Genomic DNA, 22,390 nt, shown 5'->3' on the forward strand with positions numbered 1-22,390 from the left:
TATGAAACGTTTACTAACTACTGCTTTTACTCTTCTTTTGTTCACTACTGGCGCTATGGCTCAGGATAATTTGCTGGGCAAGATAGAGTTTCCAAACTCCGGTGCAGAATCGGCACAGGCTGACTTTATTGAAGGCGTTAAATTTCTTCACAACTTTGAATATGCAGATGCGGCCCGGGCGTTCAGGCGTGCCCAGGATGAGGATCCGGAGTTTGCCATGGCTTACTGGGGAGAGGCAATGACGCATAATCATCCGATCTGGATGAGACAAGATCGCAATGCTGCTATGGAGATTTTAAATCAGCTTGGAGAAACCGTTGAGGACCGTCAGGCCAAAGCTCCCACTCAGCGTGAAAAAGATTACCTGATGGCGATCGAAACGCTATATGGGAATACACCAGAGGCGGAGGGCAAATCGAAGAATGAGCGTGATCTTTTGTACAATAAAGCGATGGAAGAACTCCATCAAACCTATCCGGAGGATCATGAAGCGACAGCTTTTTATGGTCTCTCTATTTTAGGAACAGCCCACGATGGCCGTGATTTTGGCATTTACATGCGCGCCGCGGCGGAGCTGTTTGAAGTGTGGAATGATAACAACGAGCATCCCGGCGCGGCTCACTACCTCATTCACTCATTTGATGATCCGGTCCATGCGCCACTTGGCCTGCCGATGGCCAAAGCGTATTCCGAAATTGCGCCCGCAGCTGCGCACGCCCAGCACATGACCTCGCACATATTTCTCGCACTGGGCATGTGGGACGATGTGATTGAAGCCAATATCGTAGCACGCGATGTTCAAACTTCAAGGCAGCAGGAACTTGGTGAGGAAACCACTGTGTGCGGCCATTACCCGTGGTGGCTGCAGTACGGCTATTTGCAGGATGGAAATGTGGAGGAAGCAGAGCAGGTGCTTCAGGCGTGTAGCGAAAGAATTGCCGGAACTCCCACAATGGGTGAGAAATGGCACTATGCTGTGATGAGAGGACATCAAATCGTAGATACAGAAAACTGGAGTGGTGCCGATAGCTGGACTGCTGATATGGACCCGCAAAACAGGCCGGCTGTGAATTACTATTATGTATCAGCACTGGCATCTGCACGCATGGGGCGGGTTGATGAGGCTCAGAACCACCTGGAGATGTTAATTGATACACCGGAAAGCCCCGAGCGGAATATCCGAATCAAACAGGTGGAAAGCCTTATTCTGGTTAAAAATGGCGATATGGAAAAAGGACTCGAAGTTTTAAATGAAGCTGTAGTAGCAGAATCAGAACTTCCCGTTGATTTTGGTCCGCCCACAATAGTGAAACCGTCGTATGAACTTCTGGGCGATGTTCTAAGTGAACTCAGTCGCTATGAAGAAGCAATAGACGCCTACGAAAAACAGCTCGAACGGACCCCGGACAGAAGGCGATCACTCATCGGGAAAGAAAGCATTTCCGGAATGGCTTCAAAGTAAGAGTTAAAACTTTTTGAGGAGAATGAATGCGAGGGGTGTTCAACAACAGTTTTACAAAATGGGCCAATGCTTTTACAGACCCTTTGGTCACATCCCTTGTGGACTCCGCGCCATCAACTACAATGGCTTGATCTCCTAAAGGGACAGGCAGGAAGACGAACTAATAGGCTAACAAGTGAGCTCGTGAATTTAGTTGTTGTTGTTTTTGAGTTTGACATTAGGATACCCTATTACCCATTATGAAGAATGAAAATGCCGGTTATTCAATAGCTTTTTCTGGGAGCTTCGATAATTTTTATACCAATCTGTAACGATCCAGTTGCAGGTTTACTCAGGTTACAGTATTTGATATCAAACACTGGGCTGAAAGCCTCAGACAACTCAGCCCCGGGCAGCGCCCGGGGTATCAAATGTATGTAAATAGGGCAGGCCGGAAGTCTGCAACAGGTAGGTGTTTTCTATTGATGATTCACTGCATCTCTTCATCAATGAATGCTCGGCACACAAAACTTCATTGTTCGTGATAGCGTGTTGTGTTTCTATTTCAGGCTTTCAGCCTGGTGGAATTGTACTATTTACTTTACCCCCGGGCGCTTGCCCGGGGCTGAGTTAGGTCGGGCATTCAGCCCTTTCGCATGCGGTATTCAACAGGTCAGCTTGTTTAGTCATTGATTTTTGAGACTAACACCTGGACACCCAAATCCGAATTACAGGTTATCTAAACTATTGTATTTATTGATCAAAAATAGTTGCCATTAAAAAGTGTCGAATTAAGGAGTCGCAGTTTTCATTTCGTCTTGTTATTACGCCACCCAACCCTCAGATAAATCATGGTCATTCTGCCCGTCCCTGTACTCTTACTAATCAAAAAAACAGGTACTCAGGATTCAATTCCTTCCTTAGAACCCATTTTACCCGCATGTTCATTTTCTGATTTGGCAGTCCTGCGATTTTTATCCCGCACATACTTCAGGAAAACAGCCGTAATAATGGCGGCCCCGGTATCGGCGATCGGGAAGGAGTACCAGATCCCATAAATCCCAAAAAAATAGGGCAGGATGAAAAACAGTGGAATCAGGATAAATCCCTGTTTTGAAAGGGAGAGAATCAGTGCCGGACGCGCCCGACCAATGGCCTGAAAATAGGCGCTTCCGAGCAGGTTGATAGCCAGCAGCGGTGTTGCCAGGAAAACCGCGCGTAACGCCGGTGTAGTCCGTTCAATCAGGAGCGGGTCATTCGTAAAAACAGACACAATGTGTGGGGCAAATACCATAATTACAGCGAAAATCCCGAGCGAAATCAATGTTGCCGAGGCCATCGAGAGCCGGATTAACTTGTTTACACGATCCATTAGCCGCGCGCCGTAGTTGTATCCCACAATTGGAACAAAGCCCTGCGTGATGCCCAGCACCGGGAAATTGGCAAACATCAGGAGTCGCCCGATGATCCCATAGATCGAAAGGGCAATCTCACCGCCGTAGATAAACAGGGAGTTGTTCAGTACGATAGACAGCAGGCTGATGGTTCCCTGCCGAGCAAACGTAACAGCGCCGAGGGAGGTAATTTCTTTGATGACGGGTAAGTTGGGAGTCAGGGATTTCCGCCTGAATTCAAGCTGAGAACCGCCTTTCAGGAAAAACCAGGTGGCAAACCCGGCGCTCGCCATATAGGAGATTGTTGTGGCCCATGCCGCCCCTGCAATTCCCATGTCGAGGCCGACGATAAAAATGGGATCCAAGATGATATTTACAACGGCCGGAATCATGATGGTGAGCATCGCGATTTTAGGATAGCCCTCGGCGCGGATCACGTTGTTACTCATCATCGCCCACGCTAAAAACGGAGTTCCAAGAAGAACGATCGTAAAATATTCACGGGCCGGCCCCTGCACATCACCGCGTCCTCCAAAAAGGGTGAGAATCTGATCGATGAACGGGAAACCGATGATCACAAATCCAACACCGAGTGTGAGTGTCAGGCCCACCTGGTTGCCAAAAGTTTGAAACGCTTTTTGGTCTTTGCCCTCGCCAAAAGCCCGGGAGATAATGGATGCTCCACCAACGCCAATGGCCATACCAATACTTGCAATCAGAAACGTGATAGGCTGAACCACCGTGATGGCTGCAATGCCAAGCGGGCCTACCCAGAGCCCGACAAAGATGGTGTCCACAATACCATAAATCGACATCACAAGGATGCCGGCCGATGCAGGGATTGCCTGGTTGCGCAGCAATGTTCCAAGCGGCTGGGTGCCAAATGCATCTCGTTTATTGCTATTCAAACAGGCAGGCTTTCGGGGTTAAAGTAACAGTATACGGCATTTGTGAGTGACAGGGTTCCCGAAAAATGTAAATGAATGTAGCGGTTGTTGGTGTATTGGTTGAGTGATTGGTAAGATCAAATGAATAGTTTCTACCCAGTCAACACTTTACCGGTTTGCTCCGTGATGTCATCTGACGGGTTATTTATGAAATGCTGAATCATCACGGATTATATGCGCGCTTGTTGAAGACTCGTCTGATGACTTATTCAGGACTTTTAATGGAGTTGAGAGAAATGGCATGTCTTTAGCCAGCGAGTTGTGACGTGAAACCCTCAAAGGTTCGAAACCCTTGCAGGGTCAGGACTCTAAATTACTCCCTCACAACCTCACAACCTCACCGCCTTTCATCACAAATACTACATTCTGAAGTGCCGTTATATCCTCCAGCGGATTTTGACCCACGGCAATAATATCGGCATGTTTTCCCGGTTCTATGGATCCAATTTGATCCTGCAGGCCGAGAACTTCGGCACCGGTTTTAACCGAGCTCAAAATGGCTTCGAGCTCGGTCATCCCGGCCTCCACCATCAGCTCAAACTCTTTGGCATTGTTGCCGTGGGGCGAGACTCCAGAATCGGTGCCGAAAGCAATGGGTACGCCATAGCGATATGCCTTTCCAAATGTTTCCTGGATGAGCGGGCCGATCTCCCGGGCTTTCGGGCGAACCAAATCCGGGAAGTAGCCATCGATTTCCGCTTTTTCAGCTACAAAGTCACCGGCTAAAATAGTGGGCACATAGTAAGTATTGCGATCGACCATTGCCTGCATTACCTCTTCGTCCATATAAGTGCCATGTTCAATGGTTTTAACACCGGCCAATACCGCGCGCATCATCCCTTCTTTTCCGTGGGCATGAGCAGCAACGTGCATATCATAGTCATTCGCTGTTTCAACAATAGCGCGCAGTTCATCATCCATAAACTGCGGATTCTGGCCTGATTTTGCCACACTAAGAACTCCGCCGGTGGCTGTGATTTTGATATGATCGGCCCCGTTTTTATAGCGCTGTCGCACAGCTTCACGGGCATCTGCAACCCCGTTTACAACCCCTTCGGTAGGGCCCGGCTGACCCATTAGTTCGCGTTTGGAACCGTTTGTAGGGTCGGCATGGCCGCCGGTGGTAGCCAGCGATTTGCCTACACTAATGATGCGTGGTCCGGAAACGTACCCCTTCATAATCGCATCTCTGAGGGCAGTATTAGCACCTGTTCCGCCAAGATCGCGAACCGTGGTAAAACCGGCATCAAGGGTTCGTTTTGCGAACATCACAGATCGCAATGCCCTCTCTTCCGCGTTCATGGTAAACGTTTCGATGTAGCGGTTGGGATTTGTTTCTCCTTCGAGGTGTACATGAAGGTCAATGAGCCCGGGCAGTACGGTTTGATTGGAGAGATCAATGAGATTAGTATCGGAGCCAGGTTCGAGGAATCCATCCTCAATAGCATTAATTGTTTGATCGCTGATGATAATCGTTACGTTTTCCCGGATATCATCTCCGGTTCCGTCGAAAAGCTGCCCAGCGTGGATGTAGGTTTGTTGCGCAAGCAGGGACGGGGCTGACATCAAAAACAAAAAAAACAGAAAAAATTTATGACACATGAGTGATGGATTGAGTTTATGGTTATCGAATGAATTTAACATTCTGAGGATAAATAAAAAGCACAACACTCCAGAACCCTGAGGCTGTCTGAAAAATGGCGTTATCCCGCACTCGATTCGGGATCTCCGTCCGTTCGATATGGGTAGGAAATACCGGATCGGGGTCCGGTATGACGGAATGGATAACATTATAGCACTATTACGCCCTTTTTAGACAGCCTCAGGGTTTTTTCTTCAGCTAAAAAACACCACTCTACTTAGATGCCAGCACATCAACCTTTTCGATAACGGGTTCCGACGCCAGAAGATCGTCAGCTTTAGCGATTAGTGCCGAAGCAATCTCACCTTCAAGGTGTGCTTTCTGTCCTTCCTCGCCTTCAAACGTGTCATAAATACCGAATGTAGAATCGTCTATTTTAAATGCAAACCAGTCGATGGTCATGTCTTCGGCTTCAGCCAGCGGGAGGGCACTTTTCAAAAACTCCTCTACTTCATCTTCTTTTCCGGGCTTGGCTTCTAAACGAGCTAATAGTCCTTTCTTAACAGTCATAACAGGGTGGGGTTAATTTCGATTTGTAGTGATGTTTAGCAACACGGTTGCGGCTCATAATGATTCCGGATTATTTCGAAGAACGGCTTGTAAATGCTCCTTTTAATAGAAAGGAGATCTCTCCGTGCACTCTCCGCCGGCGGATCGTTTAGTCCCCATAAGGGGCAGGCGAGATGACAAGGGCGCTGTTTGGGTACAGCGCGGCACATAAAACACAAAAGTAGGACCAGGAGCAGTGATGCGCCGCAAAAGTTATTTGTGCTGGCGGCGTGGCTATGAACCCTGCACATCTGTAAACCAGAAATGCCGCCTTTCAAACCCCAAAGCCTAGTCATGTCGAGCGCAACACCGGTGCTTTTGCGGTGTGCAGCCGAGACACCTCTCCGTTCTTAGAACTGATCTGAACAACGGCCTATGTATAATTCCTTCCGATAACGAAGAAATCCTTCCGCTCTGGCGAAACCCACGCCTTCGGTTCCCAATCTATCATCGGCAGGATGACAGAGTCGATTTATTGGTAAAGCGCGGCGTGCAAAACTCAACCCTCAAATAAATGAAGTATGATTTTGAGCCGCGGGCCAAATGACACTTGCGACGTTGCCCAAACCTTTGCAGGATGATATCTCAATCGCCTCACCGAACACACCCCCAACTTTCACAACAACCACAAGACTCTGCCAGGAGACTCTCCGTCAGCCGACGGATTGCACTCTTGCAGGTCTTGTTCACCCTGTCACTCCCTCACTCATTCTCTCCCTCTCTCCAGTCAGATTAACTGACAGGTTTGAACCAGAAATCACCCCAAAAAATTACTCTTCAAATTTCACACAATACTTAGTAGAAAAAACCGTATATTTAAGGCTATCAACTTTTCGATTATACCGGCAAAAAAGGGAGATCGGAAATAATCTTATAATCATTCGTCGTCGGGACACTTTTCGAAGGGCGAAACCATCCATTTTTATGACACAAGATATCAGAAATATCGCCATTATTGCTCACGTAGATCACGGAAAAACCACGCTTGTGGACCAGATGCTGCGGCAGAGCGGAACATTCAGAGAGAACGAGCAGGTTACCGAGCGGGTAATGGACTCGGGAGACCTCGAAAAAGAGAAGGGCATTACAATTAGCTCAAAGAATACTACCATTGTCTGGAATGATACAAAAATCAACATTGTAGACACTCCGGGTCACGCCGATTTTGGTGGTGAAGTAGAACGTATCCTTAAAATGGTGAACGGCGTAATTCTGCTCGTTGATGCTGCTGAAGGCCCCCTTCCCCAAACTAAATTCGTACTTCGAAAATCGCTCGATCTCGGATACCAGCCCATCGTGCTCATCAACAAAATTGACCGTAAAGACGCTCGGCCGGATGCCGTGCTCGACATGGTTTTCGACCTGTTTGTACAGCTCGATGCCACAGACGAACAGCTCGATTTCCCGGTTCTGTATGCCGCCGCAATTGATGGTTATGCCAAGGAAGAGCTCGAAGATGAAAATGTTGATATGGCACCGCTGTTTGATAAAATCGTGGATCACATCCCGCCGCCTGAACAGGTAATGGATGCCCCTTTCAAAATGCTGATCAGCAGCGTAGACTGGAACGACTACGTCGGCCGGATTGCGATTGGCCGTGTAGAGCAGGGCACTATCAAAACCAACCAGGAAATTGTACTTCTTGACAGAAAAGGCAATCAAAAGGCAAAAGGAAAGGCCACCAAACTCTTTACATTTAAAGGATTGAATCGTGAGCCGGTTGACCAGGCTTTTGCAGGCGACATTTTTGCGATGGCCGGCTACGAAGCGGTTGAAATTGGTGATACGCTTACAGCCATTGAAGATCCTACACCGCTTGACTATTACGACATTGATCAGCCAACAATGGCGATGTATTTCCGCGTGAACAACTCGCCTTTTGCCGGCCTGGAGGGTGATTATGTGACATCGAACATGATCAAAGACCGTCTGAATAAAGAGATACGGACCAACGTCTCTATCCGCGTTGAGCAGACCGATAACCCCGACATTTTCAGGGTAGCAGGCCGTGGAGAACTCCAGCTTTCTATCTTGATCGAGACAATGAGGCGTGAAGGTTTTGAGTTTGCTGTATCACGTCCTGAGGTGCTCTATCGTGAAGTAGACGGAAAGCTTCACGAGCCATTTGAGGAAGTAGTTGTGGATGTTCATACCGACTACAGCAACAAGGTGATTGATAACCTTCAGAAACGAAAAGGGATCATGACGTCGATGGTTCAGGAAGGAGAGAACAACCGAATTGAATTCAAAGTCCCATCAAGAGGGTTGATTGGATTTCGCGGTGAGATGCTGACCGAAACACGCGGCACCGGCATCATGCACCAGCAATTTGACGAATACGGACCGTTCGCCGGTGATATTCCCGGGCGTACCCGCGGCGCGCTGATCTCTCTCGAGAAAGGTGATGTGACACCGTACGCACTGGAAGGACTTCAGGATCGCGGTCAGTTTATCGTGCAACCGGGCGACCCTGTTTATACAGGCCAGGTTGTGGGAATTAACAATCGTGCGGATGACCTGGTGATAAATGTGGTTAAGAAGAAAAATCTGACCAACCACCGGGCCACTCAAACATCCGATTCCGTAAAAATCGGCCAGGCTAAAAAGATGAGCCTTGAGCAGTGCATCGAGTTTATCGACAACGATGAGCTGTTGGAAGTAACGCCAAAAAGCCTGAGAATCCGCAAAACGTATCTCGACCATAACGAGAGAAAGCGGGCAGAAAAAACAAAAGAGTTTGCCTAAACGTACCTCGGGTCGCCTGACCCGAGAGGTTAGGGATCCTTATTGAACAACGGCATACTAAAACACCTGCCAAGAACAGGGGGATCCTTCCGTTCCGGCGAAAAGCACGCCTCCGGTCAGGATGACAAGATCGTTGATAAGGTAGGCACGGCGCATTAAACTCAGAAAAAGAACAATGCTTGATACCGCGCCGTGAACAGCCAATGTAGTGAAGTGGATCTTAAACTCCTCCAATCACTCCATCTTTCCATCTCTCCATCTTTCCATCTCTCCCTAACTCCCTCACGTTTCAACTAATCCTTCTGTCAAAATAAAACCCCTGTTAACAAGTGTAAAACAAACACATCTAAAGGAAGGCTATTCGTATATAAAAACTTTTTTTGCTATCATTTAATGATTCACTGCTTTCGGGAAGCACCTACAGGTATGTGATTCGTTTTAGAATTGGCTTTCAGCTCTACTTATACAATCATCAGCCAGATCAACATATTGGCGTATCAATGAACACAAAATGGAATTTTGCAGGTGTTTTCTGCTATACACTGCTGCTATTAACACATTCACCTATCATGGCTCAGTCCATTGTGTCAGATCCTGCCCCTCGCGTTTACATCGACTGTAATCGGTGTGATTACAACCACATAAGACGCGAGATCCCGTTCGTGGACTATGTGAGAGAACCCGCACAAGCGGATGTTCATATATTTATTACCGATCAAGAAACAGGGGATGGCGGGCGAAGTTATGAGTTTTCATTCTTAGGTCGCCGGGAATTTGTTGATATGGATTTTGAGTTTGTGCAAACAGTGGGGCGAAATGCAACTGAAAGCGAAATACGGGAAGAAATAAATAATGTGATCCGGATGGGGCTCTTTCCTTATATGTTGCGCACGTCGGGGGCATCCGGATTTTCCCTGAGCTATGAGATGGGGGAGGAAGCTCTTTCTTCTGGCACAGCCGTTGAAGATCCCTGGAATTATTGGGTATTTGAGATCTACGCAGGATCTCTAAGTCTCGAGATGGAATCGAACCAAACCGAATTTGATTCGCGCTGGGGGTTTTTTGCCAATAAAGTGACAGAGGAGTGGAAAATTCAATTTCGACCCTATTTTAACTATTCTTATGATGAAATTGAGCGGTCTGATGATGATCAAATTCAGAGCCGCCGCCATAGGCATGGTATCGACAGTTATGCCATTCGCAGCATTAGTAATCATTGGTCAGCCGGCCTGTTTGGTGATTATCTCACCCGAAATGATCAGAATATTCGCCATCAAATAGAGATACAGCCGGGGATCGAGTACAGTTTGCTTCCATATGATATTGCCACGCGGAAAGAAATCAAATTTTCCTATAGGATAGGTTATAGTTATGCAGATTACTACGATGAGACAATCTTTAATAAACTTGACGAACATCTGCTCAATCACCGAATTACGGCTTCAGTGGGTATAGAACAGCCGTGGGGATCTATCAGTGGCGGGCTGCAAGGATCGCATTACTTTCACGATTTCGAAAAAAGAAGGGCTGAGTTCTTTGGCAGGGTATCGGTTCGTCTGTATGAGGGATTAGAGATGAGTGCCGGTGCCAGTTTTGAGGTGATTCGCGATCAGTTGTCTCTTCGCCTCGGAGATGCAAGCCTGGAGGATGTACTGTTGCGGCAGCAGGAATTATCGACAGACTTTGAGCTTTCGGGTTTTATCGCCCTCTCCTACACGTTTGGATCGGATTTCGCCAATATTGTAAATACTCGATTTTGACCCATGACACTCGCGAAAAACAAGCTTAAAGCAACAGCCCATATGATTATTTCCCGGCCCGGAGTTCATTATGTGGTGATTTTCATTGCTGGTCTGTTGTTAGCAGGTCCGGCAGAAGGCCAGTCGCTTGCGAATTCACCCGACGGGCATTCCATCAGTGTGTATGGAGGAGCTGGTATCTCAACACTCGGACCTGGCATTTCAGCAGGTATTACTGCTAGAAATGGGGGACACCAATTTATCTTTCGGGGAGTAAGCACCGATATGGAACCGGCAAGTGAAACATGGGAGATCGCGGTCTTATATGGACGAGTGATTATGTTTCGTGCGCTTCACCTATCCGCGGGAGCCGGGGTTGGAGTTGTTGGTGGCAGGGGCTATACACAGTTTTTTGCGAGCGGTAAAGAAGAGAATCTTGATACAATGATCGGGTTCCCGCTTGACGGCCGAATTGTATGGAAGCCTGTTCGGCAAGCAGGACTCGGCCTCAATGGTTTTGCCAACGTGAATACTGTTCAGCCATTCGGGGGAGTCGCCCTGACACTGCATCTGAGTATTTGACAAATAAAATAATCTGGCCGCCAACATCGATAGGATGATCGTGCTCACCCACTAAAAGGTTGAACTCAAACTCGCTTCTTCGCACTTTCAATCCATCACTTCATCTCTCTTTTTTCTTCGGTCACCGGTCCTCCGTCTCCCGTCATTCTTCCCTCATCCAATCACTCTTTCACAACAACCACAAGACTCTGCCAGGAGACTCACTGTCGTTCGGCACTCTTGCAGGTCTCGTTCACCCACTCACTCCATCTCTCATTCACTCCATCACAAATTCCCAAACCACCTGATCAACCAATCAATCTAATTAACCATCGTGTGCTGCGATGCAGTCATTAGATCACGCCAGGTTCTGTTAAAGCGACTGGTTTCATCGAGGACCTTCATCCCGCTTAGTTTATAGGTCTCCAAAGCGGTTTCGCGACAGGTTTGAGCCAGAGAGCTGGCGGTTTTATTGACGCGGGAGATGCGGGCTTGAGAGCCTTGAAGTGTGTCGCTGCATTCTTTCCATAGCTGTGAAACACTATCGTGAAGGGTCGTGCGATTATGATGAAGCCTTTCAATAGACTCGCGAATCGTCAGGGGCTGACCAATATGCTGTTCGGCTTCATCAAGAAAAGCAAACGTCATGCCCAGGATAGAAGAGGCGATGGCGGCAGGTGCATAGCCCATAAATGGATAGTGAAATAGTGGCTTGCCCTCGTGTTCGGGGCGGGGTTCAAGTACAAACGATCGTTCTTCAGAGATTTCAAGATCGGTGACGCTGAAATCGTGGCTGGCTGACGCTTTGAGTCCGAAGCTCCTCCAGGTATCGAGCTTCTCGATTTCATCAGGCAGAAAAGCCATGGCACGGATCTCGGGTTCGTTGGCTGGGTTATTTGTTCTATTCTCAACCCTGCAATTTGCGGTGAATAGGGTGGCGTGATGAATACCACTAATATATTTCCAGCGTCCGTTAATACGATATGTACCCTCGCCAGTGTATTTGGCAGTTCCGGCAGGATAGCCCGATCCGGCCGTAAATGCGGCAGGGTTACGAAAGATTTTCCGGGCAAATTCCTGGTCCATAAAGGCACTGAAAAGTCCTGCACCGGCGCCCAGTTTAACCGTCCACCCAAAACTGCCGTCCAGGCGGGAAGCTTCCTCATAAAAATCGAGCTGATTCGGCACCGGCATCTCATGGCCGCCCATAGATTCGGGAACCGACAGGTGAAATAGTTTTTTCCTCTCTGCCAGCTGTAGAAGTTTTGGCGTAAATGTACCGGCCGCCTCAGCCTTCGGGGCTTGTTGCTTGATGAGTTCTTCCTCTTCAGACGTAAAAAACGGTTTCTTCATGAATAGCAGTAATTTAGCGTGTGATAATAAAACGAGAAAGAAGATAAGGAATGGAGAGTATAGTAATGTTCAAAAAGTTCAACTTGGAGAAGGGGAAAAAAGAGAAAGGTGTGACGGAGAGGCTGTGGAACTATTCAATTGTTAAACCGATGGACAAATGACCTTACTAGACTTACTCATTCACTACCAACTCTTTCTCAAAATCATCAGTTTTACTATGCGCAAAAGCATAACACTCAATCATTCAACAACAGAGTTTTTCCAGCGATTACGAATGTGGATGGGGCGGAAAAAAACAGGAGAGGTCAACCTGTTGCTTGGAAGAAAAGTTTTACTTGAAGTTGTTCTTATAAAGATACAGGCTTTTGACCCACTCGGCCAAACAAGATTATTTATGTATTAGTAATGTATGTTAAAATGTAAGCGATATATGTTCAGGTACTATAAAAGTATAGTAAAGGTAGCTCAAAATATGTCTCTGTAAAAGAAAAAAGTTCAGGATTGTAATAGAATAGTATTCATTTGAGAGTTTTATTTAACTTGGAGAAGGCTTTGTAAAACGGGGGCTTTTTTAGTTACGCCCTCCGTTCGCCCTTTATATGCTCATTACTGTTTTGGAGATCCCGTACCGGAGTAAGGGATAACTGTTGATAAGGTTTTGCAAAGCTCTCTGGTTCAGATAGTTCTGTCTGCCTTTCCCATTCCACTTTAAACCGACCGAACGGCTAAGATACAGGTTACGTGATTGATTTCGCCATATGTAACTTACGCTCTATTTATTACATTGAAGTGTCAACTACAACAGCATATAGTCTCAAAATCTATGGCAGAGTCATCAGCAGGGTCGTTGCAAGAGCAGGTTGAGGAACAAGAATCCACCGTCCAGCAGAAATATGGAACTTTTGGCGGAGTGTTTGTGCCTACGCTCCTTACAATCCTTGGTGTGATTCTATTTGTACGTCATGGCTGGGTAATTGGTAACGCCGGCCTGCTTGGAGGGCTGGGGATTGTCACCATCTCATTTGTAATTGTAACGTTCACGGCGCTTTCTATGTCGTGCATCACCACTAACATTAGGATAAGAGCGGGGGGCGCCTATTCCATTATTTCGCAATCACTTGGACTTGAGGTAGGCGGCAGCGTAGGCATACCGCTATACCTGGCACAAACGTTCGCCATTACGATGTATATTTTTGGTTTCAGAGAAGGCTGGCTGTACATTTTTCCCGATCACCCGGCGCTGGCGGTAGACGTCATCGTATTTACCATTTTATTCATCGTAGCTTTTCTGAGTGCCAGGCTGGCGTTTCGAATTCAGTATATCATCCTGGCAGTTATTATTGCAGCCTTGCTATCTATTGTCGCCAGTGTCTTTTTCGGGGTGATGCAGTACGAACCTCAGTGGGTGGGAGAATTTCCGGGGTCGCAAGTGGGGGATTCTACCGGCGTCAGTTTCTGGGTCGTGTTTGCTGTTTTCTTTCCCGCTGCAACTGGTATTATGGCCGGAGCGAACATGTCTGGCGAGCTTAAAAATCCTAAAAAAAGTATTCCTTTAGGCACCATCTCCGCAATCCTGATTTGTTATGTCGTTTATGTTCTCAGCGGCTACTGGCTGTCGACCGTGGCCACGCCGGAGGAGTTGGTAACGAATTACAACGTGATGATTGATTACGCCTTTTCGCCGCCGGCGGTTTTAGCCGGGCTTCTGGGTGCCACGTTTTCCTCAGCGCTGGCCTCTATCGTGGGGGCTCCGCGTATACTCCAGGCGCTCGGTGACCACCGTATTTTTCCCGGCGGTGAGCTGTTCTCCAAACTGGCTGGAAACGGTGAACCTCGCAATGCTATCCTTCTCACGGGAGGCATAGTCCTTGCGACGCTCATGGTGCGCGATCTCAATACCATTGCGCCGCTTATCACCATGTTTTTTCTGATTACATACATGATGATTAACCTGGTCGTGCTGATCGAGCAGCGGATGGATATGGTAAGCTTTCGCCCGACCTTCCCGGTGCCTCGATTTGTCCCGCTAATCGGCACGCTTGGATGCCTGTTTACAATGTTCATTATCAACGCAACGTTTGGCCTAATCGCAATAGCATTTGTGATTTCCGCCTATCTCTATCTTACCAATCGTCACCTGAAAGTGCCCTATGGCGATATGCGTAGCGGGCTGTTTGTGTCTCTGGCTGAATGGGCTGCGAAACGGGTGTCACTGCTTCCTGAGGAAAACGAACGGGCCTGGAAAGCAAATTTACTGGTGCCGGTGCAGAGTTCGCGGGAGCTGAGGGGCAGTTTCAGCCTGATACGCAATCTTGTATATCCGAAAGGGTCTATCAAACTCATTGGAATTGCCGAGAAGTCGGATACCGATAAAATAAGGGATGACCTGTACACTCTTGCCAGTTCATTTAGCCGGGAAAACGTATATACACGCTGGTCGGTCATTGACTCTTCTCACTATAAAGAAGCGATGCTCAACTCGCTGCAAACCCTGCAGGGTACATTTTTTAAACCAAATATCCTGTTTCTCAGGGTCACCAATGACAGAAGTAAAGATGATGTGATTCAATCAGTCATTGAAGAAATCAGTAATTATGATATGGGGCTGCAGCTTTATTTTGAAGATCCCCTGGCTCAGCTTGGCCGCCAGGCTAGTATAAATGTTTGGATAAGAGAACAAAGTCCGGAATGGAATCTGGATATGGAACTGGGCAATATTGACCTGGCACTGCTATCTGCATTCAAGCTCAAGAAAAACTGGAATGCTGAAATGCGGGTAATCACCGTTGTTGAAGAAGCAGAGGTAGAAAACGCATATGTGTACCTGGAAAATCTGCTGGACGTGGCCCGGCTGAAAGATGCAATTCCACATGTCGAACTCGGAACCTTTGAAGAGGCTCTGCAAACCGCACCCCAGGCAGATGTAGATTTCTTTGGTCTTCCTCCAAAACCTGTGATAGATGAACTTCGCACCTACGTTGAACTCACCCGGTCCGCCTGCGTGTTTGTGGCCGACTCCGGTAATGAAAGTATACTGGCGTGATTGAGTCTGGTTAATGGGGGGACTAAAAGCCCCGTCAAAATTCCAGCCGATAACAAGGAGACCCCTCGGCTGCGCTCGGGGTGACAATTGTGCCAGGATTGTTAAGCGCGGCGCGCAAAGCACATAAATAGAGCCAGGTTTAGTCTCACGCCGCGTGCCAGGTTATGTTGGCGGCGCGGGAAAGAGTGTTGCATGCTTCTGACTTGGAAGCACCACCCTTGTCATTAGAAATCACCTTGTCATATAGAGCTCCGAATTTTGCCCCAAAAACCGATGCAACACCATTTAAGAGGAGACAGGGGAAATCCAGGCTCAGGCTCACTAAATATATTAAAGGAGAAAAGTGTCCGGCCTTGATGGGTGAAGGGATTGCATAGTTTGCACCACAGCACGGGTGAAATCGCAATGAGCGCTCACACAGTGAGCATTCTCATTGTGTACCCGTGCGGGCAAACTGTGCCCGGAAGCCATCACAGCCGGGAGGTTTTGCATACTTTTGGCGGTCCAAAAGTATGAGGCTTAAAGATGATGCTAAGATTCTGAAATTGTTGAAATCTGTTTAAAAACGATACTTTTCCAAATCTGTCACTGGTAGCCCCTAATTTTGCTCCAAAAAAAGGGCAACACCATTCATTAGGTGACAGAATGCGTATTCATGTCCAGGATTGGTGTGCGTTTTTCGGTTATGGGTAGTGATGCGTTTCAGGTAAATTTAACTTTTAGAAACACTTATTCAGCTCATGATGTATCCACGGATTAGACTCTCCTTAGCCCCTTCGATTGGATCCGTTTCTTCTGTAAATCTATCTGCCTTGGGGCGCCTTATCTTTCCGTGCTTTCCAACCCCGCACTGCGCGTCGAATAAAACACGGCGCTCGTACGGGGCTACGAAGCTGTCGCCCCTATCGGGGCTTTTTGTTACGCGTTGACGCGTAACCGGATGTATGTTAGCAGATTATGAAATATGTGATCAAAAATTTGAAGCCTAAAAGCAACATTTTTTAAAAACAGTCATTGGTAGCGAAACACCTGAGCTTTCCCGGTGTGAAGTCGAGATACCTGTCCGCCAACCCGGCTGATCTCCTTGTTCTTTGGACTAACCTAAACAAAGCCCCGTCAAAACCCTCTGTAAATTCTCAACTTCAGAGTCTGACAAAGTTGAAATAATTAATTTTGTGATTCGCCAGTTCAGCAGTCCATTTTCTCCTTTAAAAGTAGAAATGTGTTTCATGAAAATTACCTTTAGATTCAGGTATCACTGCCAAAAGAGCTATTTTAATCATCAACTGTAAAACAAAGAATGTATTCTGTCTGATGAAAGAATTAATAAGTAAATACTGGCTTAACAGGATTCTGCTTACCATTGTTGTAGTTATAGCCATTATTCTTGTATACGCCGAGATATTTATGTGGTCAATGGCGTTAATCGAAGGCCGTGAGGTTACGTTTTCACAATCCATGCAGGTGGTGGTAGAATCCCTGACGACCAGCGGCTATGGGGGATTTGCTCCATGGAGCAGCAATTTCATGAACTACTTTGTCCTGTTGATGAATTTAACAGGTGTATTGCTGGTGTTTATCGCTTTTCCCGTGTTTTTTCTGCCGATGCTGAGAAATGCAGTTGAAAAAAGTGCGCCCCGGTCTGTATCTAAAAAAGATCACGTGATCATCTGCGGTTATTCCACACATGCAGAGGTGTTGGTAAAAGAGCTTAATTCTCGCGAACAGGAGTATGTTATTATTGAAGCCGATGAAGATCTCGCTCTTGATCTGATTTCCTCGGGATATGAAATGATGGTCGGGGATGTTGAATCAGCCGAGGATTTGGAGGCTGCCGGAGTTGAACATGCTAAAGCAGTTGTCACGCAATCTGAGATAGACGTGACCATCAGCATTATTTTTACGATCCGGAATAAGTATACATCCATAAAAGTCATCGCAATTGCGGAAGATGAGAATATGGAGGTTTACTATCGGCTTGCAGGGGCTGACATGATCATTTCTCCCCGTCAGCTGGTTGGCAAAAGTCTTGCCATTAAAGTACCGGCCGTCTCCATCAACGATAGTGTAGAAATTGATAACACCATCGAGCTGGTCGAAATTGATATTGAAGAGGGGAGTGAGCTCTGCAATAAAACCGTTGAAGAGGCAAATCTGCTCGATGAATACCATGTAAACATAATCGGGGCCTGGATCAACGGTGAGTTCATCAGTCCGGTGTCGATTGACCTTGTGCTCGATTCTAAAACAAGAATACTGGTCGCGGGTGATAAAGATGAACTTGAAAAACTAACCAAAATAGCAGAAGCCAGGGCGCGTCATTTTAAGCGTAATAAGGTTCTTATATTTGGATACGGCCAATCCGGGCGAGCGGCGGTTTCTCTATTAAATGAAACCACGATTGACGTGAAGATCGTCGATATCGAAGAAAAAGAGGGGGTAGATATCGTTGGGGATGTGCGGGTTGCCGAAACATTGGAGGAAGCCGGAATCGAGGAGACCTCAGCTATTATCATCACCGTACAGGAAGATACTACGGCCATTTTCTCGACGCTGATGGCCCGGAGTATGAATCCTGATGCCCGAATCATTGTGCGTGCCAATAAAATAGAGAACGTGAAAAAACTCTACCATGCCGGAGCCGATTATGTCCAGTCCCTGGCAACGGTGAGCGGACGTATGCTTGCGTCCTGTATATTTGAAGATGAAACGTCACTGGCCGCAGAGAAACAGATCGACCTCGTTCAGCTGCCTGCGGGGAATTTGGTAGGCCAGACCCTCATACAAAGTGACGTACGGTCTGAAACAGGATGTACAATATTAGCTGTTGTTCGCGGTGATGAAAGGATTACCTCGCTGGATCCCCAAAAGTTCGAGTTCAAAGAAGGAGACGAAGTGATTGTAGCCGGCACCGATGCAAGCATCCACCAGTTTGAGAAAAAGTATCTGAATTGATGGGGTAGGTTTGAGGTTTATCTTAAACAACGCCTAATCAAACCCCCTTCCGATAACAAGGAGATCCCTCGGTTTCGTACGTCATTTATTTGGCGGCGTAGCGGTGAACCTTACACATCTCTGAACCAGATATGCCGCCCATTATATGAAGTGAAGTCTGTCATATCGATCCCCTAATTTTGCCCAAAAGCCGGGCAACACCATTTGAAAAGTGACAGGATTAATTCTCCCCTTGCTTGGGACTCGCCGGTTAAAGCCTTGGTCAAACCCCTGCCAATAACAAGGAGATCTCTCCATGTGCTCTCTTCGTTCGCTTAGTCGAGATGACAGGTTCATTTTTGAATGAGGGCGCGGCGCTCAAAGTGCAAAAGTAGAACCAGGTTTTATTTTGCGCTGCGTGCCAAATTACATTGGCGGCGCAGGAAAGGATATTGCAAAAGTAGGAATTGGACGCGCCGCCCTCACTATTAAGAACCCGCCTGTCATGTCGAGTAAGCGATCCGTTGGTAAACGGTGAGCGCACCGAGACACCTCTGTCCGCCCTCCGGCTGATCTCCTTACTCTTAGATCCATCTTAATCAAAGCTCCATCGAAACTCCTTTCGATAAACGGGAGATTTCGCTATCGCGTTCAAAAGATGAGCTCCGCTCTGGCACGAAAAAACACGTGCTGCCGGTCGAGATGACATGGGCACTTGTGAAGTAAGGCACGGCGCTCAAAGTGCAATATTGGAACCAGGTTTATTACGCGCCGCGTGCTAAGTTACATTGGTGGCGCGGGAAAGAATCTTGCGAAAGTAGGAATTGGATGCGCCGCCCTTATTATTAAAAACACCCCTGTCATGAGCGAAGGCCTGCTTTTTTGGCCGGAGCCGAGACATCTCCTTGTTCTTGGAACTCACCTAAGCAAAGCCTCTCCAAAACTCCTGCCCCATCACAAGGAGATCAGCCGGCTGGCGGACAGGCCCCTCGCGTGTCCACCGAAGCTTTAGCGCAGGATTGGGGCTTTGCTGTTGCTGTGCTCGGGGTGACAGGGGCGCTGATGGACTAATGTGTCAGGCGCATAAAACACAAAAGTAGAACCGCGAGCGATATCTTGCCGAGCAAAATAAAACCTTCACTGCTATCTTGAACGATGAAAAGCGCACGCCAACAGAGCAGTTTTGGGACGCGTATGATGCTATGAAGAAGCAGGACAAGATCCTGAGAGACTGCCTCGATGGATACTCAAAATCCGATATGGGTATGCATATCCTCCTGTTGCTCGGTCACGGCCTGATGAAAGAGCAGGACCTTGACGAATTTAGCGATGAACTACGAGAATGGGTCATCAAAGTAAGAAAGTAACTGGGAGTCTGCTTTCGGTCTGTTTCACGACGCCCGCCAACGCAGCGTTTTACAGTTTCACAGTTACACAGTTCACCAGTTCAACAATTCCACAGCATAGTTTTATCAGCGAATAGAAACTTGATAGGGCAAAGGAGGAGAATAGAAAATGACGCGTTGCTAAAAAGACGTGCTTTGTTTGAAGCAACTTCTAATAACATACAGCTATTGGACCCACTCGGCCAAATGGGATTTACAATGTATAGGTAATAGTAGTTTGATGTTGATCTATATACAAATATAAAAATGCAATATAAGTCTATTGACAGTCTGCATGCGATAAGCTGACACCAATTGAAACGATTGTTTTGATAGCAGGCGGCTTGATAGGAGAGTGGGGATTGATTTGGATAGTGATGTCGCTTTTTTATGGGCAAAAAATCTCGACAGTTACACAGTTCACCAGTTCAACAATTCCACAGCATAGTTTTATCAGCGAATAGAAACTTGTAGGGCAAAGGAGGAGAATAGAAAATGACGTATTGCTCAAAAGACGGGCTTTGTTTAGGGCAACTCTTAATAACATACCGCTATTTGACTCACTTGGCCAAACGGGATTTACAATGTATAAGTAACAGTAAGTTGATGATAGTCTATATGTTTATATAGCCATTTAAAACTTATCTATTGACAGTCTGTATGTGATGAGCTGATACCAATGGGAAGGATTTTTTGACGACCGTCGGCTTGATGTGAGAATTGACGTAGCTCTATATAGTGCCGGTACTTACTGATATACAGACAACAGTTCCACAATTCAACAGTTCACCAATTTCACAATTTATCCATCTCCCCATGACACGCATTTCCCGTAAAAATGTATTTTGATCTAATTTTTATTAGTTTCTGTTATGAAAGAGATCACACTGAGTATACCTAAAGATTTTGACCTTGATGAGGGGGAAACAAAAAAATTCCTTGCGGCCAAATTGTATGAAGCAGGCAAGCTCACTTTAGGCCAGGCAGCAGAAATGGCAGAACTTTCAAAAACAGAATTCGCCGATATACTTTCCATCTACGGTGTGTCTCTGATCAACTATTCTCTTTCTGAAATCCTCAGGGATGCAGAGCAATTCTGATTCAATTCTTCCGGATACAAGCTGTCTTATACTTCTTTCCAAAATCGATGAACTTGGGCTCTTGAAACTACCCGGCAGAACGGTAGTTACGACTCCAACGGTGGCGGTAGAGTTCAAGACTGCACTTCCGGTATGGATGAAAATCGAAGAGCCACTCCCTGGTCTGTATCAAAAAATAAACAAACTGAAACTCGACAGGGGAGAAGCAAGTGTTCTTGCCTTATCTCTTTCAATCGATAATTCAATTGTGATAATTGATGATCTTAAAGGGAGAAAAGCTGCCGATAAGCTCAAGGTGCGTTATTCAGGTACATTAGGTTTAATCAAAAGTGGTTTAATTCCCCGACCCTCTGGGTCGGAAAAGACAAAAGTCCCCCTTTGAAGGGGGAAGCGAACGGAGTGAGTCGGGGGATGACTTTCTGAGTTTTGAACTATCAAATAACTTGGTTCTGATCCACAATGAATCATCCCCCATTGCCCCCTTCAAAGGGGGACACTCCAAAATAAACTCCATATTGACCAAAAAGTTATGGTGTTCTAATTTGATACCTCGCGGGCTCTGCCCCGAGGTAGTTCATTTTTACGAGCAAAAAAAGAGGGAATTATCTCCAGTGTAAAGCCCATTCTTAGAAAGATCGATGAAACAAATTTCAGAATTGATAAAAACCTCCTTAATACCATCATGAAGGAAGCGGGTGAATAGTAGTACAACCGATAATGCCCAAATCATTCCCAGTCTAACAGCCACTGTTTTTCTTGTTGCGCAAAATTTCGGTGAACAGCGAGGGACAATTCACCAGTTCAACAATTCCACAGCATAGTTTTATCAGCGAATAGAAACTTGGTAGGGCAAAGGAGGAGAATAGAAAATGACGTATTGCTCAAAATACGGGCTTTGTTTAAAGCAACTCCTAATAAAATACAGCTATTTGACCCACTCGGCCAAATGGGATTTACAATGTATAGGTAATAGTAGGTTGATGGTTATCTATATACATATATAGATATGTAAGATAAGCCTATAGACGGTCCGAATGCGATAAGCTGACACCAATTGAAACTGATAGCAGGCGGCTTGATAGGAGAGTGGGGATTGATTTGGATAGTGATGTCGCTTTTTTATGGGCAAAAAATCTCGACAGTTAAACAATTCACCAGTTCAACAATTCCACAGCATGGTTTAATCAGCGAATAGAAACTTGGTAGGCAAAGGAGGAGGATAGAAAATGACGTATTGCTCAAAAAACGGGCTTTGTTTGAAACAACTCCTACAACGTACAGCTATTTGACCCACTTGACCAAACGTAATTTACAATGTACATGTAATGATAGGGTAATAGTTGAATAGTAGATTTTGGTATGCCATTAACAGTGCATTTAAGATAGGTAATATTGCATCCTATTCTGCTATACCGGATTTTAATTTGAACCAATCTCTCCGATCCACTGCCCGCAAATTGAAAATCCAAGCAATAGTGCTATTCAAAAATGGAATCGTTGATGTCCAAAGTCTATCCAGGCCCACAAACAATTCTACAGGTCCACGATTCGACGATT

The 22,390-nt window shown here is 46.5% G+C and carries 15 protein-coding genes; 11 read left to right on the forward strand and 4 right to left on the reverse strand.

Annotated elements, in window-relative coordinates; translation table 11 throughout:
* Nucleotide 1: 1 nt before the first annotated feature.
* Nucleotides 2–1,462, forward strand: a complete 1,461-nt coding sequence (locus AABW11_RS14115) for a tetratricopeptide repeat protein (RefSeq protein WP_340105766.1) — start codon at nucleotides 2–4, stop codon at nucleotides 1,460–1,462.
* Between the two features lie 880 nt (nucleotides 1,463–2,342).
* On the opposite strand, the gene AABW11_RS14120 is transcribed toward AABW11_RS14115, so the two are convergent.
* The 3 genes from AABW11_RS14120 to AABW11_RS14130 all read right to left on the reverse strand — a co-directional run bounded on the left by AABW11_RS14120 (nucleotide 2,343) and on the right by AABW11_RS14130 (nucleotide 5,934).
* A complete protein-coding gene (locus tag AABW11_RS14120; protein ID WP_340105767.1) occupies nucleotides 2,343–3,743 on the reverse strand; it encodes an MATE family efflux transporter in 1,401 nt (466 codons plus the stop codon).
* A 360-nt stretch (nucleotides 3,744–4,103) separates the two neighbouring features.
* The gene (locus tag AABW11_RS14125; RefSeq protein WP_340105768.1) at nucleotides 4,104–5,384 is read right to left on the reverse strand and encodes a metal-dependent hydrolase family protein; all 1,281 of its coding nucleotides are present in this window, start codon (nucleotides 5,382–5,384) and stop codon (nucleotides 4,104–4,106) included.
* 253 nt (nucleotides 5,385–5,637) lie between these two features.
* Nucleotides 5,638–5,934, reverse strand: coding sequence for a putative quinol monooxygenase (locus AABW11_RS14130; protein ID WP_340105769.1), 297 nt, complete (start codon nucleotides 5,932–5,934; stop codon nucleotides 5,638–5,640).
* Between the two features lie 963 nt (nucleotides 5,935–6,897).
* On the opposite strand from AABW11_RS14130, the gene typA reads away from it, so the two are divergent.
* The 3 genes from typA (at nucleotide 6,898) to AABW11_RS14145 (ending at nucleotide 11,039) form a co-directional block, all read left to right on the forward strand.
* Nucleotides 6,898–8,718, forward strand: a complete 1,821-nt coding sequence (typA, locus tag AABW11_RS14135; protein ID WP_340105770.1) for a translational GTPase TypA — start codon at nucleotides 6,898–6,900, stop codon at nucleotides 8,716–8,718.
* Nucleotides 8,719–9,098: 380 nt separating this feature from the next.
* A complete protein-coding gene (locus AABW11_RS14140; protein ID WP_340105771.1) occupies nucleotides 9,099–10,478 on the forward strand; it encodes a hypothetical protein in 1,380 nt (459 codons plus the stop codon).
* Nucleotides 10,479–10,481: 3 nt separating this feature from the next.
* The gene (locus AABW11_RS14145) at nucleotides 10,482–11,039 is read left to right on the forward strand and encodes a hypothetical protein (protein ID WP_340105772.1); all 558 of its coding nucleotides are present in this window, start codon (nucleotides 10,482–10,484) and stop codon (nucleotides 11,037–11,039) included.
* Nucleotides 11,040–11,339: 300 nt separating this feature from the next.
* Here AABW11_RS14145 and AABW11_RS14150 read toward each other — a convergent pair whose 3' ends face one another.
* On the reverse strand, nucleotides 11,340–12,371 hold the full coding sequence (locus tag AABW11_RS14150; RefSeq protein WP_340105773.1) for an acyl-CoA dehydrogenase family protein: 1,032 nt from the start codon (nucleotides 12,369–12,371) through the stop codon (nucleotides 11,340–11,342).
* A gap of 157 nt (nucleotides 12,372–12,528) precedes the next feature.
* Between AABW11_RS14150 and AABW11_RS14155 the strand changes: the two genes are divergently transcribed.
* The 7 genes from AABW11_RS14155 to AABW11_RS20170 all read left to right on the forward strand — a co-directional run bounded on the left by AABW11_RS14155 (nucleotide 12,529) and on the right by AABW11_RS20170 (nucleotide 21,536).
* Nucleotides 12,529–12,774, forward strand: a complete 246-nt coding sequence (locus tag AABW11_RS14155) for a hypothetical protein (protein ID WP_340105774.1) — start codon at nucleotides 12,529–12,531, stop codon at nucleotides 12,772–12,774.
* Nucleotides 12,775–13,194: 420 nt separating this feature from the next.
* On the forward strand, nucleotides 13,195–15,414 hold the full coding sequence (locus AABW11_RS14160; RefSeq protein ID WP_340105775.1) for an amino acid permease: 2,220 nt from the start codon (nucleotides 13,195–13,197) through the stop codon (nucleotides 15,412–15,414).
* Nucleotides 15,415–16,728: 1,314 nt separating this feature from the next.
* On the forward strand, nucleotides 16,729–18,369 hold the full coding sequence (locus AABW11_RS14165; RefSeq protein ID WP_340105776.1) for a potassium channel family protein: 1,641 nt from the start codon (nucleotides 16,729–16,731) through the stop codon (nucleotides 18,367–18,369).
* 1,127 nt (nucleotides 18,370–19,496) lie between these two features.
* Nucleotides 19,497–19,715, forward strand: a complete 219-nt coding sequence (locus AABW11_RS14170) for a hypothetical protein (RefSeq protein WP_340105777.1) — start codon at nucleotides 19,497–19,499, stop codon at nucleotides 19,713–19,715.
* Between the two features lie 890 nt (nucleotides 19,716–20,605).
* Nucleotides 20,606–20,833: a UPF0175 family protein gene (locus tag AABW11_RS14175; RefSeq protein WP_340105778.1), complete on the forward strand. Its 228-nt coding sequence runs from the start codon at nucleotides 20,606–20,608 to the stop codon at nucleotides 20,831–20,833.
* Complete coding sequence (locus AABW11_RS14180) at nucleotides 20,817–21,215, forward strand: hypothetical protein (RefSeq protein ID WP_340105779.1); 399 nt, start codon at nucleotides 20,817–20,819, stop codon at nucleotides 21,213–21,215. The genes AABW11_RS14175 and AABW11_RS14180 overlap by 17 nt, the downstream gene beginning before the upstream one ends.
* 177 nt (nucleotides 21,216–21,392) lie before the next feature.
* A complete protein-coding gene (locus AABW11_RS20170; RefSeq protein ID WP_445263780.1) occupies nucleotides 21,393–21,536 on the forward strand; it encodes a DUF3368 domain-containing protein in 144 nt (47 codons plus the stop codon).
* Nucleotides 21,537–22,390 lie beyond the last annotated feature (854 nt).

The organism is Rhodohalobacter sp. 8-1 (genome assembly GCF_038150125.1).
In the GTDB taxonomy this organism is placed as follows: domain Bacteria; phylum Bacteroidota; class Rhodothermia; order Balneolales; family Balneolaceae; genus SW132.